At 34.4% G+C, this 16,985-nt stretch carries 20 protein-coding genes and 1 pseudogene; 16 read left to right on the top strand and 5 right to left on the bottom strand.

Annotation, left to right across the window (positions count from 1 at the left end; genetic code table 11):
• Window positions 1–19 precede the first annotated feature (19 nt).
• From RTP99_RS07620 to RTP99_RS07610, 3 genes are read right to left on the bottom strand one after another with little or no spacing between them, the layout of a single operon-like run.
• Window positions 20–931: a DNA-3-methyladenine glycosylase family protein gene (locus RTP99_RS07620; RefSeq protein WP_000123529.1), complete on the bottom strand. Its 912-nt coding sequence runs from the start codon at window positions 929–931 to the stop codon at window positions 20–22.
• Window positions 928–1,458: a methylated-DNA--[protein]-cysteine S-methyltransferase gene (locus tag RTP99_RS07615; protein WP_001089810.1), complete on the bottom strand. Its 531-nt coding sequence runs from the start codon at window positions 1,456–1,458 to the stop codon at window positions 928–930. The genes RTP99_RS07620 and RTP99_RS07615 overlap by 4 nt, the downstream gene beginning before the upstream one ends.
• Entirely contained in the window at window positions 1,439–2,035 is a 597-nt protein-coding gene (locus RTP99_RS07610) for a bifunctional transcriptional activator/DNA repair enzyme AdaA (RefSeq protein WP_000282156.1), read from the bottom strand. The genes RTP99_RS07615 and RTP99_RS07610 overlap by 20 nt, the downstream gene beginning before the upstream one ends.
• 77 nt (window positions 2,036–2,112) lie before the next feature.
• Here RTP99_RS07610 and RTP99_RS07605 point away from each other — a divergent pair.
• From RTP99_RS07605 to RTP99_RS07535, 15 genes and pseudogenes are all read left to right on the top strand, one after another.
• Window positions 2,113–2,250, top strand: a pseudogene (locus RTP99_RS07605) (exodeoxyribonuclease III); the annotation flags it as partial.
• A 297-nt stretch (window positions 2,251–2,547) separates the two neighbouring features.
• Window positions 2,548–3,513, top strand: a complete 966-nt coding sequence (locus RTP99_RS07600; RefSeq protein WP_001035516.1) for an iron-hydroxamate ABC transporter substrate-binding protein — start codon at window positions 2,548–2,550, stop codon at window positions 3,511–3,513.
• A gap of 27 nt (window positions 3,514–3,540) precedes the next feature.
• Window positions 3,541–4,548, top strand: a complete 1,008-nt coding sequence (locus RTP99_RS07595) for a FecCD family ABC transporter permease (protein ID WP_001173062.1) — start codon at window positions 3,541–3,543, stop codon at window positions 4,546–4,548.
• A complete protein-coding gene (locus RTP99_RS07590; protein WP_000920433.1) occupies window positions 4,541–5,563 on the top strand; it encodes a FecCD family ABC transporter permease in 1,023 nt (340 codons plus the stop codon). The genes RTP99_RS07595 and RTP99_RS07590 overlap by 8 nt, the downstream gene beginning before the upstream one ends.
• A 14-nt stretch (window positions 5,564–5,577) precedes the next feature.
• Window positions 5,578–6,399, top strand: coding sequence for an ABC transporter ATP-binding protein (locus RTP99_RS07585; protein ID WP_000025777.1), 822 nt, complete (start codon window positions 5,578–5,580; stop codon window positions 6,397–6,399).
• 15 nt (window positions 6,400–6,414) lie between these two features.
• The gene (locus RTP99_RS07580; protein ID WP_001098330.1) at window positions 6,415–7,233 is read left to right on the top strand and encodes an alpha/beta hydrolase; all 819 of its coding nucleotides are present in this window, start codon (window positions 6,415–6,417) and stop codon (window positions 7,231–7,233) included.
• Between the two features lie 198 nt (window positions 7,234–7,431).
• Entirely contained in the window at window positions 7,432–7,806 is a 375-nt protein-coding gene (locus tag RTP99_RS07575) for an ArsR/SmtB family transcription factor (protein ID WP_000656812.1), read from the top strand.
• Window positions 7,807–7,872: 66 nt separating this feature from the next.
• Complete coding sequence (gene gpmA, locus RTP99_RS07570) at window positions 7,873–8,595, top strand: 2,3-diphosphoglycerate-dependent phosphoglycerate mutase (RefSeq protein ID WP_000240143.1); 723 nt, start codon at window positions 7,873–7,875, stop codon at window positions 8,593–8,595.
• Between the two features lie 60 nt (window positions 8,596–8,655).
• Complete coding sequence (locus RTP99_RS07565; protein ID WP_000903573.1) at window positions 8,656–8,889, top strand: ferredoxin; 234 nt, start codon at window positions 8,656–8,658, stop codon at window positions 8,887–8,889.
• Between the two features lie 99 nt (window positions 8,890–8,988).
• Window positions 8,989–9,936: a cation diffusion facilitator family transporter gene (locus tag RTP99_RS07560; protein WP_000509824.1), complete on the top strand. Its 948-nt coding sequence runs from the start codon at window positions 8,989–8,991 to the stop codon at window positions 9,934–9,936.
• A gap of 261 nt (window positions 9,937–10,197) precedes the next feature.
• Window positions 10,198–10,425 (top strand): hypothetical protein, encoded by a 228-nt coding sequence (locus tag RTP99_RS07555; RefSeq protein WP_000849103.1) that lies wholly within the window; start codon window positions 10,198–10,200, stop codon window positions 10,423–10,425.
• A 290-nt stretch (window positions 10,426–10,715) separates the two neighbouring features.
• Complete coding sequence (locus RTP99_RS07550) at window positions 10,716–11,018, top strand: metal-sensing transcriptional repressor (RefSeq protein WP_000509876.1); 303 nt, start codon at window positions 10,716–10,718, stop codon at window positions 11,016–11,018.
• A 202-nt stretch (window positions 11,019–11,220) separates the two neighbouring features.
• Window positions 11,221–11,427: a copper chaperone CopZ gene (gene copZ / locus RTP99_RS07545; RefSeq protein WP_000436974.1), complete on the top strand. Its 207-nt coding sequence runs from the start codon at window positions 11,221–11,223 to the stop codon at window positions 11,425–11,427.
• Between the two features lie 95 nt (window positions 11,428–11,522).
• A complete protein-coding gene (locus RTP99_RS07540; protein ID WP_001005297.1) occupies window positions 11,523–13,940 on the top strand; it encodes a heavy metal translocating P-type ATPase in 2,418 nt (805 codons plus the stop codon).
• A gap of 170 nt (window positions 13,941–14,110) precedes the next feature.
• On the top strand, window positions 14,111–14,590 hold the full coding sequence (locus RTP99_RS07535; protein WP_000910419.1) for a GNAT family N-acetyltransferase: 480 nt from the start codon (window positions 14,111–14,113) through the stop codon (window positions 14,588–14,590).
• Window positions 14,591–14,609: 19 nt separating this feature from the next.
• Here the strand turns inward: RTP99_RS07535 and RTP99_RS07530 are convergent, their stop codons facing one another.
• Window positions 14,610–14,882, bottom strand: coding sequence for an HU family DNA-binding protein (locus tag RTP99_RS07530; RefSeq protein WP_001043904.1), 273 nt, complete (start codon window positions 14,880–14,882; stop codon window positions 14,610–14,612).
• Window positions 14,883–15,024: 142 nt separating this feature from the next.
• Window positions 15,025–15,840 (bottom strand): formate/nitrite transporter family protein, encoded by an 816-nt coding sequence (locus tag RTP99_RS07525; protein WP_000110523.1) that lies wholly within the window; start codon window positions 15,838–15,840, stop codon window positions 15,025–15,027.
• A 195-nt stretch (window positions 15,841–16,035) separates the two neighbouring features.
• Between RTP99_RS07525 and RTP99_RS07520 the strand changes: the two genes are divergently transcribed.
• Window positions 16,036–16,929: a metallophosphoesterase gene (locus RTP99_RS07520; protein ID WP_001099523.1), complete on the top strand. Its 894-nt coding sequence runs from the start codon at window positions 16,036–16,038 to the stop codon at window positions 16,927–16,929.
• The last annotated feature ends 56 nt before the right edge of the window (window positions 16,930–16,985 follow it).

Genomic DNA, 16,985 nt, shown 5'->3' with positions numbered 1-16,985 from the left:
AGATGTGCTACTTGGTTTTTTAGTATAATACTCGCCACAAATAAAAAGTTGCGTAAGACTCCCAGTTCATCCAATTTGCCGCAAAATCTTTTATTTCCTGTTTAGTCGGTTTACTTTCGGAACCTGTTATATATTTAATTGCATTGTGCAAGCCAACATCGTCAATTGGAAAGGCAGAAGGAAAGCGTAAACAGCGCATTAAAACATAGTTGGCAGTCCACGGTCCTATACCATGTATAGCGGTTAATTGTTTTTCAGCTTGTTTCACATCTTGTATTTGCAGTAAAGATTCTTTTGATAGTTTTCCTTCTGTAATAAGCTTTGCAATACCGATTAAATATTCACATTTTCTAGTCGTCATTTTTAAGTTTTTGAGATCCTCTACATGTAAATTGGCAATCGTTTCAGGAGAAGGGAATATCCAATGTTTTCTATCGTTCCATTCTACATAATTTCCAAAGTGTTCGACTAATCTTCTTTTTAGCGTATAAGCATATGTGAGGTTAATTTGCTGACCGATAATTCCCCAGGAAAGTGCTTCAAATAAGTCTGGAATACCTAAAGTACGAAGTCCATAATATTGTTCAATTGGTCTTTGAAGGAGTACATCATGTTTAGCCAATGTATAAAAGGGAGCTAAATCAGTAGTTAAATCAAACCAATCCTTCACATAGTTAGCTACAGCTTCGTGTATCGATTCTTCAGATGTATATAATTCTTCTAAAAAACGTATTTGAATATGCCCATCTGTATTCATACTAATTGCAACTAAAGGATTTACATCGTGAACAGAGATAACTTTATAAATTTTGTTGTCTTCAATGTGAAACATACATTCATTGTTAGAACGTGATAGATAGCGTAAATTTTCTTGGAAACTAAATTCTGTTGGCACTGCTAAAGTTAATGCGTTACTATATTCTGCTGTCATAAGAATTCTACCTGCGACTTTTCTAATGTAAGCAATTCTTTCTTCATTTCTAATCCCCCTCTAAAGCCAGTTAGTTTCCCATTCTTTCCAATAACACGATGGCAAGGAATCGTAATAAGAAGTGGGTTAGCTGCAATAGCAGTAGCAACGGCACGCACCGCTTTAGATTTTTGAATTCTTTCGGCAATTTCTGTGTAAGAATATGTTTTCCCATAAGGAATTTCACGTACTGTATTCCAAACAGATAATTGAAATTCAGTTCCGTAAGCATCGATAGGAAATGCAAAAGTTTCTCGCTTGTTTTCTAAATACTCGATAATTTCTTTTGTATATACTTGTAAGTAATCTGGACTATGGATCAATATATGTTGGGGAAGCTTTTTTCTAGCCCATATATTTAATTCTTCAAAGGTCTCATCTTGTGATCCAATGAAACATAGTCCATTTTCAGTTGCAGCAATATGAAATTGCCAATTTTCATGTGTAAGTAGCGTCCAATATATATAATCATTTTTGTAGGAATTCATTATTGTAACCCTCTTTCATTTCATTCTTTTTTCGATATGCAGTAGGCGTAAATCCTGTTTTCTTTTTGAATAAAGTTGCGAAATATTCTGGGTTTTCTATCCCAACAGCATTACTAATTTCTTTAATGGATTGATTTGTTTGTAATAGTTGTTCTGCCGCTTTAACAATTCTGAACTGTTGTATATATTCTATAGGACTTATTCCTGTCGTTTTTTTGAAAGTGCGTTGTAAATGAAATGAGCTACCATGGCACATTTCCGCAAGTATGTCGAGAGTTAATAATTCATCAAAGTGTTTTTCGATATACTTTTTAATTTGTTCTACCCACTCTTCATTAGGTAAAGTGAGCCCATTTGGTTTACAACGTTTGCACGGGCGAAAATTTTCACTTAACGCTTGCTCTGCATGATGAAAAATTCGTACATTGTTTTTATTCGGTATTCTTGATTTGCATGATGGCCTGCAAAAGATTCCGGTTGATTTCACAGCATAAAAGAACTTGCTATCATAGGAAGAATCATTATGAATAATCGCTTGCCAATGCTCATTTGTTAACGTAACTCCTTCATTGTACAAAGAACATCACCTCTGAAATTAGTATAACCTGAATAAAGTGCGTATGTATGTATTCACAAATGTAAGAGCAAGATTACAAAGGTGAAAATATTGGATGGCGTTTAGATTATTTTGTTGTTTCCGAAAGAATGAAAGACAAAATAACAGAGGCGAAAATTAATAGTGAAGTAATGGAATCAGACCATGGCCCAGTTGAATTACATATAAATTTCTAAAAAAAGAAGTATCCCCCTAACATTAGGCGGATACTTCTTTTTTATTCATTTTGTTAAAATTTTTCAAATCTTTCTTGAAATAATTGCGTATTAAATATATACTTAGTAATGATAATCATTATCAATGAAAATAATTATCAATGGATGAGGTATAAAAGAATTATAGCTTAGGGGAAGTGAACGCGAATGAGTTCTGGATAGAATTATTAATCTAATGAAATATATGTAAGACAAGTTTCATATAGTTAAATTTTATTGAGAATATAGTTTTGAAAATTCGAGAGGAGATGTATAAAGATGAATAAGAAGTTATTTACATTAGGGATGGTTACAGTTTTAAGCGTAGGGCTAGTAGCATGTAATAGTGCAGATAAAACTTCAGGAGAAAAAACACAACAGACAAAGGCTAGTGAGACGAAAAAAGACGAAAAACGAAAAATTACATATTTAGGTAAAGAATATACAGTGCCAGCAAAAGTAGATAAAATTGCGACAGCTAGTTTAGAGTCAATGGAAGATGCGGCGGTACTTGGTATTAAGCCAGTAGGTGCAATTACTGTTGGTGGTAAATTACCGAAGTATCTTGAGAAAGATTTAGAGGGTGCAAAATCTGTTGGTGAGAAAATGGAACCAAATTTCGAAACATTACTTCAATTAAAGCCAGATGTTATTACATCAAGTACGAAATTCCCAGCAGAAACAGCTGAAAAATTTACGAAAGTAGCTCCTACATTCCCGGTATCACATGTTTCAACAAATTGGGAAGATAACTTAAAGTTAATGGGAGAATTAACTGGCAAAAAAGATAAAGCGGAAAAAATTATTAAAGATTACAATGCGGACGCTGAAAAAGCAAAAGCAAAACTAGGAGATAAGTTAAAAGACAAAAAAGTACTTGTTATTAGACTAAGGGCAAACGAATTATTCCTATATCCAGAAGGAGTATACTTCAACCCTGTAATTTATAAAGATCTTGGGCTAACTGCTCCAGAACAATTAAAAACTGTAAAAGCACAAGAGAAGATTTCATTTGAAAAACTTGCTGAACTTAACCCGGATTATATTTTCTTACAATATGAAACAACTGAAAATAAAAACCCGAAAGTGCTAGAAGAAATTGAAAGTAATCCAATTTGGCAAAGTATGAATGCTGCGAAAGAAAAGAAAGTATTTGTAAACGTTGTGGATCCAATGGCACAAGGTGGTACTGCTTGGAGTAAAACAGCATTCTTAAAAGAAGCAGTGAAAAATTTATCTAAATAATATTTTAAGTAAGGTGCGTTGAATGATATGCAGAAAACAAATGCAGTACCAGTAACCATATTATGTATAGCACCCATACTCATCTTATTTACAGTTATACTTTCTATTTTGTATGGGGCGAAAAGTATTGATGCTGAAACGGTGTGGAACGCGTTATTTCATTTTGATTCAAGTGATGTAAATCATAATATCATTATTACTTCACGTTTACCAAGGGTAGTTGCAGCTCTTTTAGTTGGAGCATTTCTAGCCATATCAGGAGCACTTATGCAGGGGATGACAAGAAACTATCTTGCATCCCCTTCTATTATGGGTGTGACGGATGGGGCAGCTTTTGTTATTACACTTTGTATGATTTTTCTTCCAGGAATGTCATCGATTGGTATGGTTGTATGTTCAATGATTGGTTCTGCATTAGGAGCCGGTATCGTATTTGGTTTTGGTTCACTCCTTCAAAATGGCTTATCGCCAGTTAGGTTGGCAATTATCGGAACGGTTATTGGAACATTTTTAAGTAGTGTATCGGCCGCGATGGCTTCATATTTCCAAATTTCTCAAAATGTTAGTTTTTGGTTTAATGCAAAGTTAGATCAAGTTGATCCTAATATAATTAAAATCACAATACCTTTTGGGGTAATTGGAATAGTTTTAGCACTGTTAATATCAAAATCTATTACGATTCTTTCTTTAGGAGAAGAAGTTTCTATTAACCTAGGGCAGCGTACAAAACTAGTTAAAGCAATGGCTATTTTATCAGTAATCTTTTTAACAGGAACAGCAGTTGCTTTAGTGGGGAAAGTAGGTTTTGTAGGTTTAATTATTCCGCACATTACTCGCTTTATAATTGGAGTAGATTATAAGTGGATTTTACCATGTGCAGGCGTTATTGGCGGCGTTTTTCTAGCGTTATGTGACGTTTTAAGTAGATTTGTAAATTATCCATTTGAAACGCCGATTGGAGTCGTAACATCTTTAATTGGAATTCCTTTCTTCCTGTATTTAATCCGGACAAGAGGAGGAGAGAGACATGCTTAAAAGCTCAAATCAACGTTTCGGAATGACGATGGGGATACTTATATTTTTAATACTATGTGCTATTTATATTAGTTTAACGAATGGTACGTTTGATATTACGATTACAGATGTATTTAAAACACTCTTTAGAATAGATCCAGTACCAGACCATGATTTAGTTATTTTTGAGTTCCGTCTCCCGCGCATCATAATTGCTGGATTAGTAGGATTAGGTCTCGGTGTTGCAGGTGCTGTTATTCAAGGGATTACGAGAAATGGATTGGCAGACCCAGGTATTTTAGGGGTTAATGCCGGAGCAGGAACAGCAATCGTCATTTTTATGTTTTTCTTCCAAGGACAATTAAAAAGCACAGACTGGGTTTCTATTATGATGATGCCAATGTTTGGTTTAGTAGGTGGATTAGGTGCAGCTATCATCATTTATCTGTTTTCTTGGAAAAACGGTAAGTTAGATTCGCAGCGACTTTTATTAACAGGGATTGCAATTGGATCAGGATTTGGGGCATTTTCTATGTATTTATCACTCAAAATGAAGTCAACTGATTTTGAAATGGCTGCAGTATGGGTGTCCGGAAGTATATATAGTGCAAACTGGAAGTACATTATTGCCATGTTGCCGTGGCTTATCATATTAATTCCTCTCATACAAAAGAAAGCTTATTTATTAGATTTATTTCAGTTGGAAGAAACGAGTATTACAAGTTTAGGTGTTTCGCTAGAAAGAGAGAAATCAATTTTACTATTAAGTAGTATCGGACTTGTGAGCGCATGTGTTGCTGTTTCAGGGAGTATTGGTTTTATTGGATTAATGGCACCGCATATAGCGAAAAGACTTGTCGGTATTCAGCATAAGCATATCATTCCTACGTGCGGAGTAATCGGAATGTTTCTTGTAATTGCTTCAGACTTTATTGCAAAAACAGTTTTCACACCTGTAGAGTTACCAGTTGGAATCGTTATTTCTATTGTCGGTGTACCGTATTTCTTATATTTACTTTATAAGGCGAAAGCGTAAGAGGAGGAATAAAAGTGAGTATTTTAAGTGCAAAAAATTTAGAAACGAGTTATGAAAAGCTTACAGTGTTTCGCGATTTAAATGTGGAAATACAAGAAGGAAAAGTAACGACAATTATAGGGCCAAACGGGTGCGGCAAATCAACATTGTTAAAAACAATGGGAAGAATTTTAAAGCAAAAGAGTGGTAAAGTATATTTGCAAGGACAAGATCTAAATACAATTCCAACGAAAGAAATTGCGAAGCAGTTAGCTTTACTCCCGCAAACTCCAATCGCGCCAGGAGAGCTTAAAGTAGAAGAATTAATTTCTTATGGACGTTATCCACATCGAAATAATGTAAATAAGTTAACTTCAAAAGATAAAGAGATGATTGACTGGGCATTAGATATAACGAAAACTTCTGCATTTCGAACGAGACAAATTGCAAATTTATCAGGTGGTCAACGACAAAAGGTATGGCTAGCAATGGCTTTAGCACAAGAGACAGAAGTGTTACTACTAGATGAACCAACTACATATCTTGATATGTCTCATCAATTAGATGTATTACAAATTGTGGAGAAGTTAAATAAAGAACATAATTGTACGGTCGTTATGGTACTACATGATATTAACCATGCAGCAAGGTTTTCAGATGAAATTATTGCAATGAAGGAAGGGGAGATTGTTACAACTGGTAGTCCAGAAGAGATTATTACAAATGAAGTATTAAAAGAAGTATTTCATATTGATGCGCGTGTCATGATCGATCCGTATAACGGGGCTCCTGTTTGCTTCGGTTATGATAGCGTTGTATCTCAAGAAGAAAAAGTAGAAATATATGTAACAAGTTAAAAGGGGGGATATAGGGTGAATACTACTATTGAAAAACAGCAGATTAAAACATCTAATACAGAACAGTGGAACATGTATTCAAAATTAGAAGGTAACGAATATCAAATTTATATTTCAAAGCCGAGGCAGCCAGCACCCGAGTCAGGGTATCCTGTTATATACGTATTAGACGGCAATGCCTTTTTTCAAACATTCCATGAAGCTGTTAAAATACAATCAGTTAGAGCAGAAAAAACAGGTGTTTCACCAGCCATTATAGTAGGTATTGGCTATCCGATTGAAGGGGCATTTTCAGGTGAAGAAAGATGCTATGATTTTACGCCTAGCGTAATTTCAAATGATGCACCTTTAAAGCCAGACGGTAAACCGTGGCCTAAAACAGGAGGAGCACATCATTTTTTTACTTTTATTGAAGAAGAATTAAAGCCGCAAATTGAAAAGAATTTTGAAATTGATAAAGGAAAGCAAACACTATTTGGGCATTCTTTAGGTGGTCTATTTGCTTTACATATATTATTTACAAATCTAAATGCTTTTCAAAATTATTTTATAAGTAGCCCGTCGATTTGGTGGAATAACCAATCTGTGCTTGAAAAAGAAGAGAATCTTATAAGTGAATTAAACAATGCAAAGGTTAAAACAGGAGTATTTCTTACAGTGGGTTCACTAGAACGAGAGCATATGGTTGTAGGGGCAAAGGAATTATCAGAGCGCCTTTTCCAAGTGAAACACGATCAGTTTAGATTTACGTTTTATGAAGCTGAAGGAGAGAATCACGCGTCTGTTGTGCCGACTTCTTTAAGTAAAGGATTGAGGTTTGTTAGTCACATATAGAAGAGGGAAAAGGTAAGCGATTGCTTACCTTTTTTTCATTATTGTTTAAAAGCAACGTATCCATCAATTAAAAAGCTAGTGAGAAAGCGAGTAATTTAATATAAACGAGAAACATTCAAATGAATATTTGAATGTTTCTCGTTTATAAGGTATACTACATACATAATCAAATATATATTTGAACAAGAGGTGTTACATATGAAGGAAGAACATTGTGAACTTTGTTATTATGATGAGCAAAAAGTAAAACATGCAAGTGATATGCTAGAGAAAGAAAATATAAGTAGTGTAGCAAAAATGTTTAAGGCACTTGCAGATGAAACACGTTTAAAAATTGCTTATGCGTTGTATACAGAAAAGGAACTTTGCGTACGCGATGTCGCAAGTATTATTCATAGTAGTATTGCAACAGCATCACACCACTTAAGACTATTACAAACGATAGGATTAGCGAAAAAGCGTAAAGAGGGGAAACTTGTTTTTTATTCATTAGATGACTCCCACGTAAATGGATTAATTGAATTAGCGTTTAGTCATAGTAGTGAAATAAGCAAAAAAGAACTAAATATGTAACAATGCATTTTCATAAAGGTACTTCTTTATGAAAATGCAACTTTCAAGGGAGAGGGGATAATAAGTATGGTAAAGTTAGTTTTAATACGACATGGACAAAGTGAATGGAATGTTGAAAATCGGTTTACAGGTTGGACGGATGTTGATTTATCTAGTAAAGGTTTGGAAGAAGCAAGAGAAGCCGGAGTAATGCTGAAAGCTAGTGGTTTCTCATTTGATATCGCATATACATCTGTTTTGAGAAGAGCGATGCGTACTTTATGGATTACTCTCGAAGAAATGGATTTGATGTGGATACCTGTTTATAAAACATGGAAATTAAATGAGCGACATTACGGTGCACTTCAAGGGTTAAATAAGGAAGAGACAGCAAGAAAATATGGCGATGAACAAGTAACCTTATGGAGACGTTCAACAAATGTACGCCCACCAGCACTGACAAAAGATGATGAAAGATATGAAGCAGCACATCCGAAATATAGAGATATAAAAGATTATGAGTTCCCTCTTACAGAAGACCTAGAAGATACAGAGAAACGAGTTGTTTCATATTGGAATGAAGAGATAGCTCCTAACGTAAAAGCTGGTAAACAAGTAATTATTGCAGCCCATGGAAATACAATACGTGCTTTAGTAAAACATTTAGATCAAATTTCAGATAAAGATATAGAAAATGTAAACATTCCAACAGGAACACCATTAGTTTATGAATTGGATAACGATTTAAAACCGATAGGCCATTATTATTTAAATAGGGAAATAGAAACTTTAGAAGAAAAACAGGTGTGAAATAAACGATTTATAATACCCTACCTATGTATTGTATATTAACAATGGAGGTGATTAATAGTGTTACATTATACGGTCGTAAATAAAAAGAATTGTAAGTCATGTGGATTATGTACTTCTATAGCACCTGATATATATCAATTAGACGGAAGGGGGAAATCATTTGGTGTATTAGATAACAATCAAGGAATAGTGGGTATACCAAAAACTTTCTTGCAAGCAATGTTGGCGGCAAGTGACGGCTGCCCAACAAGTTCAATTCAGGTCAGAAAAGAGCCATTTATCCCACTTTAATGGGCAGTAAGACCCCCACTAATTGAAGTTTCACTTTATAAAGAAAGTAAAAATTTAATAGAGGAATTATGAAAGACAAAATTAAAAGGAGGCATTTATATGGGACATCATCACGGTCACCAACATCATGGACATGCTCATGGGCATTCACATGGACATCATCATTTTGAGGAAAGCAGGAAAGGAAATAGAAAAGGATTAATTACAGCTTTAGTAATTACAGCAACTATTATGTTCCTTGAATTTTTCGGGGGACTAGTCACAAATAGTTTGGCCTTATTATCTGATTCAGGCCATATGTTAAGTGATACAAGTTCATTATTATTAAGTTTAATTGCTATTGGATTGGCAGCTAGAACAGTTACTTCTAAAAAAACGTATGGATATTATCGGTTTGAGATTTTAGCAGCATTAATTAATGGAGTTACGTTATTTGTTGTAGCAGGGCTTATCGTATGGGAAGCAATTGGTCGTTTTTTTGAACCACCAACTGTTGCAAGTGGTCCAATGATGTTAATCGCATCAATTGGTTTACTAGCAAATTTAATTAGTGCATGGGCACTTATGAGACAAGGTGATGTGAAAAATAATGTGAATTTACGTAGCGCGTATTTACATGTTCTTGGAGATGCTTTAGGATCAGTGGGAGCATTAGTAGCTGGTGTACTTATGTCGTTATTCTCATGGTATATTGCAGATCCAATTATTTCAGTAGTTGTTACTTTATTAATTTTAAAGAGCGCGTGGGGAGTAACAAAACATTCCATTCATATACTTATGGAGGGTACACCCGTTGCAATTGAACTAGAGAAAGTAAAGCAAGCGATTAAAGGAGTAAAAGGTGTACGTGATTTACATGATCTTCATATTTGGACAATTACATCTGGATTAGATGCATTAAGCGTCCATGTAATGATTGATAAAAAACAGGATGATCAAGAAGTACTTCAAAATATTATTGATATGTTAAAACAAGAGTTTCATATTGAACATGCTACCATTCAAATTGAAACACTTACTATTAAACATAATGAAATGATCGTCTAATTATAAATGTAAACAAAAGGCTATGGGGAAATTCTCCATAGCCTTTTGTTTGCGTAAGTAGAATTGTCCTTTTTGAAAGTTTTGTTTCAATTTTTCGTCTAAAGAGACAAAAAGTTGTCACAATTCGTTCACAATTAGCATAAACATAAAATAGACGAAATGAACTTATTTCCGAAAAGGCTTGGTTCATTCCAATTATGATTCGTAGAGCTGAAAAAGCACGGATGAAAAGTTCACTATATTCTCAAGGAGGTAGATCGTATGAAAACTATTCTTGCTATTGCTGGGCTTATTTGGGTTTTATCACATGGCATTCCAATTTATGAAGGAGAACAAATTCGCAGTGCTCTGAATAAAAATTTTAATGAATATCATATTATTGATCGGCAAGATAACGTTGTGACTGTTCGTGTAAATGACTGTTTTCATACGGTAACCGTTGAAGGAACTTCAGTAGTGAATGATACAAAAGTATGTGATCAGCAATAATTATATATAGGAAGAAAAAGTCTCAATTTACATGTGTGAAGATTGAGGCTTTTATATTTGGGAATGAATAATAAGCGGGGATGGAAAATCCCCGCTTATTATTGTTTTTTGAAAAAAGGAAAGGGTATAATGAAAATTGAGACTGAGAAGCTAACAATGTGTTAAGAATAATCATAAAGTGGAAATATACTCATATGGGGTATCATACATAGATATTTAATGCTATAATTGGTATACTCGTAAAAGCAATTGTTTTATTGGATGAAGAGAAACTTTAAGAAGGTGATAATATGGGGCATAAAGAGCATGAAGCAGTAACACATAGATCAGAAAAAGAAAAAGAGCAAATTATAAATAGATTGAAGAGAATTGAAGGGCAAGTTCGGGGTATTCAAAATATGATTGAAAATGATCGGTATTGCGTGGATATTTTAGTGCAAATTTCAGCGATTAATGCAGCGATGAAAAAAGTAGGAATGGGTGTATTAAAAAACCATACAAGTCATTGTGTTTCAGGTGCAATTAAAGATGGTAATGGTGACGAAGCAATCGAAGAATTAATGACAGTATTTGAACGTTTTTCAAAAGCGTAAAAACAAGCTAGTACGTAACTGGCTTGTTTTTTGTTTACTTTCATATAAGGTTTCGGGGTATTGATGTGAAAAAGTGTATGTAAAATAAACTTTTAGAAAATAATTGAAAAATCATGATACAAAACCGTTGATTACCTTAGGGGGGTATGGTAAGATGAGGGTGTGGTTAACAAACAATGAAGAAACAAGAGGAGGATTTTAAATGGAACAGTTAACATTACAAGTTGAAGGTATGTCTTGTGGACATTGTGTAAATGCTATCGAAAGTAGTGTGAAAGAACTAAACGGTGTTGAACAAGTGAAAGTTCAATTAGCAGAAGGAACTGTTGAAGTTACTATTGACTCATCAGTTGTAAAGTTAAAAGATATCGTTGCTGTAATTGAAGATCAAGGATATGATGTTCAATAATTATTTTTAGATATGGAAATAAATCGTACTTTATAGAAAGTACGATTTATTTTGCTAATAATTATACCTCATAAGGGTATATAGAGGTGAGAGACATGAATGAACAAAAAGAGGCCAATCTTCAAATATCAGGAATGACATGTGCCGCATGTGCAAATAGAATTGAAAAAGGCCTAAAAAAAGTAGAAGGTGTTCATGATGCAAATGTAAATTTTGCACTTGAAAAAACAAAAATAATGTATGATCCCCAAAAAACAAATCCGCAACAATTTAAGGAAAAAGTTGAATCGTTAGGATATGGAATTGTAAGTGATAAAGCTGAGTTTACTGTTTCAGGAATGACATGCGCAGCATGTGCGAATAGAGTAGAAAAGCGTTTAAATAAGCTAGAAGGTGTGAACGAAGCGACAGTAAATTTCGCTTTGGAATCGGCTACAGTAAATTTTAATCCTGATGAAATTAATGTAAATGAAATGAAGAGTGCAATTACGAAGTTAGGATATAAATTGGAATTGAAATCAGATGAGCAAGATGGATCAACTGATCATCGCTTACAAGAAATTGAGCGACAAAAGAAGAAGTTTATCGTTTCGTTTATTTTATCATTCCCGTTACTGTGGGCAATGGTAAGTCACTTCTCATTTACATCGTTTATTTATTTACCAGATATGCTTATGAACCCTTGGGTGCAGTTGACTCTTGCAACGCCAGTTCAATTTATCATTGGTGGACAGTTTTATGTTGGGGCTTATAAAGCATTACGTAATAAAAGTGCTAACATGGATGTTCTTGTGGCACTTGGAACGTCGGCTGCCTATTTCTATAGTGTATATTTAAGCATTCAATCTATCGGTTCTTCGGAGCATATGACAGATTTATATTTTGAAACGAGCGCGGTACTTATTACACTAATTATTTTAGGTAAATTATTTGAAGCGAAAGCAAAGGGACGTTCATCAGAGGCAATTAAAAAGTTGATGGGTTTACAAGCAAAGACAGCTACAGTTGTGCGAGATGGAACAGAAATGAAAATTTTAATCGAAGAAGTAGTAGCTGGTGATATCGTTTATGTAAAGCCTGGTGAAAAAATTCCAGTAGATGGTGAGATTGTAGAAGGAAAGTCAGCAATAGACGAATCGATGTTAACAGGTGAAAGTATTCCAGTTGATAAAACAATTGGGGATGTAGTAATCGGTTCTACAATGAATAAAAATGGATTTTTAAAAGTGAAAGCAACTAAGGTAGGAAGAGATACTGCATTAGCTCAAATTATTAAAGTAGTAGAAGAGGCACAAGGTTCAAAAGCTCCTATTCAAAGGGTAGCTGATCAAATTTCTGGTATTTTTGTACCAGTTGTAGTTGGAATCGCGATTATTACATTTGCAGTGTGGATGATCTTTGTTACACCAGGTGATTTTGGCGGAGCACTTGAGAAAATGATAGCAGTACTTGTTATCGCTTGTCCATGTGCATTAGGTCTTGCAACGCCTACATCTATTATGGCTGGATCAGGAAGATCAGCTGAGTATGGTATTTTATTTAAGGGCGGAGAGCATTTAGAAGCAACGCATCGATTAGATACAGTTATTCTAGATAAAACAGGTACTGTGACAAACGGGAAGCCTGTGTTAACAGATGTAATTGTAGCAGATGGATTCCATGAAGAAGAAATACTACGTTTAGTAGGTGCGGCAGAAAAGAATTCTGAACACCCACTTGCAGAAGCGATTGTAGATGGAATTAAAGAAAAGAAAATTGATATTCCAAGTTCAGAAACATTTGAAGCGATTCCTGGATTTGGTATTGAATCAGTTGTAGAAGGGGAACAATTATTAATTGGTACACGCCGATTAATGAAGAAATTCAATATTGATATTGAAGAAGTTTCTAAATCAATGGAAGAGTTAGAACGAGAAGGAAAAACAGCAATGCTTATTGCGATCAATAAAGAATATGCTGGTATAGTTGCCGTTGCAGATACTGTAAAAGATACGTCAAAAGCAGCTATCGCAAGACTTAAGAAAATGGGTCTAGACGTTGTTATGATTACAGGAGATAATACACAAACTGCTCAGGCAATCGCTAAGCAAGTAGGTATTGATCACGTAATCGCAGAAGTATTACCAGAAGGAAAAGCAGAAGAAGTGAAACAACTGCAAGCGCAAGGTAAAAAAGTAGCAATGGTTGGAGATGGAATAAATGATGCTCCAGCACTTGCAACGGCGGATATCGGTATGGCGATTGGAACAGGAACGGATGTAGCGATGGAAGCGGCAGATATTACGTTAATCCGTGGTGATTTAAATAGTATTGCTGATGCAATCTTTATGAGTAAGATGACGATAAGAAATATTAAGCAAAACTTATTCTGGGCACTAGCTTATAATGGCTTAGGAATCCCGATTGCAGCGCTTGGTTTCTTAGCGCCTTGGGTTGCAGGAGCAGCGATGGCATTTAGTTCTGTATCGGTCGTATTAAATGCATTACGATTGCAAAGAGTGAAATTAAAATAATAAAACTTTAAATCTATAGAGTAATTGCATAGGCTTTTAAACAAAAAACAATACTTTGAAATAAGTATTGTTTTTTGTTTATATAGAAAGAAAAAAGATATAATAAAGCAGAAATATTGAATACTAGATGGTAGAAAAGTTAAATGATAGTGTAGTAAGGTGGTTCATATATGTTAAAAGATACGATCATTAGAACATTCCATAAAGAGGATTTAGAACAAGTATTACAGTTGTTCTATGAAACAGTTCATACAATTAATGCAAAAGATTATAACGTATTACAGCTACAGGCATGGGCACCAGAGCGACTAGATAGAGAAAGCTGGTTACAGTCTTTAGAGAAGAACATTAGTTATGTAGCGGATCATAACGGTGTGATAGTGGGATTTGGAGATTATAATGAGGATCATTACGTAGATCGCTTATTTACACATAAAGATTATCAAGGAAAAAGGATAGCTTCCTACATATTACAGAAGTTAGAAAGAGAAGCAGCGAACCTAGGGTATAGGGAGATCTATACAGAAGCGAGTATTACAGCAAAACCTTTCTTTGAAAGCAAAGGCTTTATGTGCATAAAGGAACAAAAGAAACAGCATAATGGTCAGATTTTTATTAATTATGTAATGAAAAAAATAGCCCTCTCGTAAACGAGAAGGCTATTTTTCATTATTTTACAGCTTCTTTTAGTTCTTTACCAGCTTTGAAAGCAGGTACTTTAGAAGCTGCGATTTGCATTTCTTCACCAGTTTGTGGGTTACGGCCTGTACGAGCAGCTCTTTCGCGAACTTCGAATGTACCGAATCCGATAAGTTGTACTTTTTCACCAGCAGCTAAAGTGTTAGTGATTGATTCTACTACAGTTTGTACAACTACAGTAGCTTCTTTTTGAGAAATCTCAGCATTTTGTGCTACGTTTTTAATTAATTCTGTTTTGTTCATGTTTTTCACCTCATATGTAAATAATGCTATTTAAGTTGTTATTATAACGTATAAAACATTCGAGAACAAGTGTACGCACATATATTCGTAAAAAAAATGGAATTTGTAATATTTTTTAGATACGTCTATATAGACGGTTCATTTAAGCGGATACAGATTTTTTCTTTAATTCGGTTTGCTCTTTATTGGAAGGTAGTTTCTTATTATAAGATATGAAATAAGGTAATGCCACAAATAACATACCTCCCACTAAGTTTCCGAAGAAAACAAAAATGAAGTTTGGAAAATATTCAATCCATGTTAAATGACCAGCAAAAATTGCAGCTGGGATGACAAACATATTGGCTACAACGTGTTGAAATCCAATTGCAACAAAAGTCATAACTGGGAACCAAATGCCGATAATCTTTCCGATAAATTCTTTACTTCCCATACTAAGCCAAACAGCTAAACAAACGAGCCAATTACATCCGATGGCAGAAATGAAGGCTTGTAGTGGTGTATCTTGTAGTTTAGCTTGCGCAATAGAAACTGTTTTTGCTAAAAAAGCTCCCTCTGTTAATCCGACGACATGACCGAAAAAATAAGCAACGAATACAGCACCTATGAAGTTGCTAAACGTAACAATAACTAAATTTCGAATGAAGTGAAATAAGTCGATTTTTTTATGAAGCCACGCCATTGAAACGGTCATCATATTGCCAGTTACTAACTCACCGCCTGCAAGAATAACGAGTATAAGACCGATAGGGAATACAGCGGCACCTAGAAAACTAGTAAATGATCCCCAAGCTTTTGGCATTGTTCCAATAACATGAATATCGAGTAAATACCCTAATGCTATGAAAGCACCGCCAAAAAAACCGAGAATTAGCATAGGGAGTAATGATAAATGAGCTTTTTTTCTTCCGGAATTAGCAGCAAGTTCCGTGATTTCTTCTGGTGTAAATACAGACATGAATAATCTCTCCTTAATAAAATGATAAAAGAATAAATGGAACATTTTTAAGAATCTATGTATTATAAAAATATGTTATGACTTCTGTATAAATTTGTCAAAGTGAGCAGGGCTGGAATTGAATATAACTAACATTGTTCGTGTTGTCACATGAATGTAACAATAAGGTTTTAAAGTACTTCTAGAGGTGAGAACATGAATACGTATCACGTAAAAGAAGAACAAAAAAAATCAATCGTCAAGATATCTATAATCAGTTTCGTAAGTGTAGTAATGATTTCTATAAGTTTGTATTTCTATGCGACAGAAATAGAACGAAAACTAGTAACAGTTACGTGGAATGAAATAGAAGCTTCTACAATTCCTAAAGAGTTTCATAATAAAAAAATATTACAGTTCTCAGATGTACATTTAGGACCAGAATTCACACTGAAACAATTAGAAAATTTGGTGGAGAAGATGAATGCATTAAATCCAGATGTAGTAGTTTTCACAGGGGATTTAATAGATAAGTTTGGATCGTACAAAGCCGAAAGAGAAGAAGCGAAAGGGATTTTACAAAAAATACATGCGCCCTTAGGGAAATATGCAGTGTTTGGGAATCATGATAGGGGCGGCGGAGGTAGTTTATTTTATAAAAAATATATGGAGGAAGCTGGTTTCGCTGTGTTAGTCAATGAAGTGCAGAAAATTAAAGCGGAAAACGGCAAATATATTACAATATCAGGTTTGGATGATTTTTTATTAGGTAAGCCGCAAATAGACTCGACTTTAAAACATGTAAGGCAACAAGATTTCAATATGTTATTAGTACATGAGCCGGATGTTGTAGACAAAATAGTACGTTACCCAGTTGATTTTCAAATGTCAGGCCATAGTCACGGAGGACAAGTTCAAATCCCTTTTATCGGTCCATTCATTACGACAAAACTAGCTGAGAGTCATGTTGAAGGTATGTATGAATTAGAAGGAAAGAATAAGCCATTACATTTATACGTAAATCGTGGGATTGGGACAACTCGAATGCCTGTTAGATTTTTGAGTGTACCTGAACTTTCAGTATTTGTATTGAAGCAAAATAGTAACTAATGTATTCAATTCCACATCATCATTCTTAATTTGATTTTGATGAACGAGCGATGTTA

This window comes from Bacillus sp. (in: firmicutes) (genome assembly GCF_031983925.1).
Lineage (GTDB): Bacteria > Bacillota > Bacilli > Bacillales > Bacillaceae_G > Bacillus_A > Bacillus_A pacificus.
Note: the sequence above shows the minus strand (reverse complement) of the source record. Positions and strands in the feature narration are given on the sequence as shown.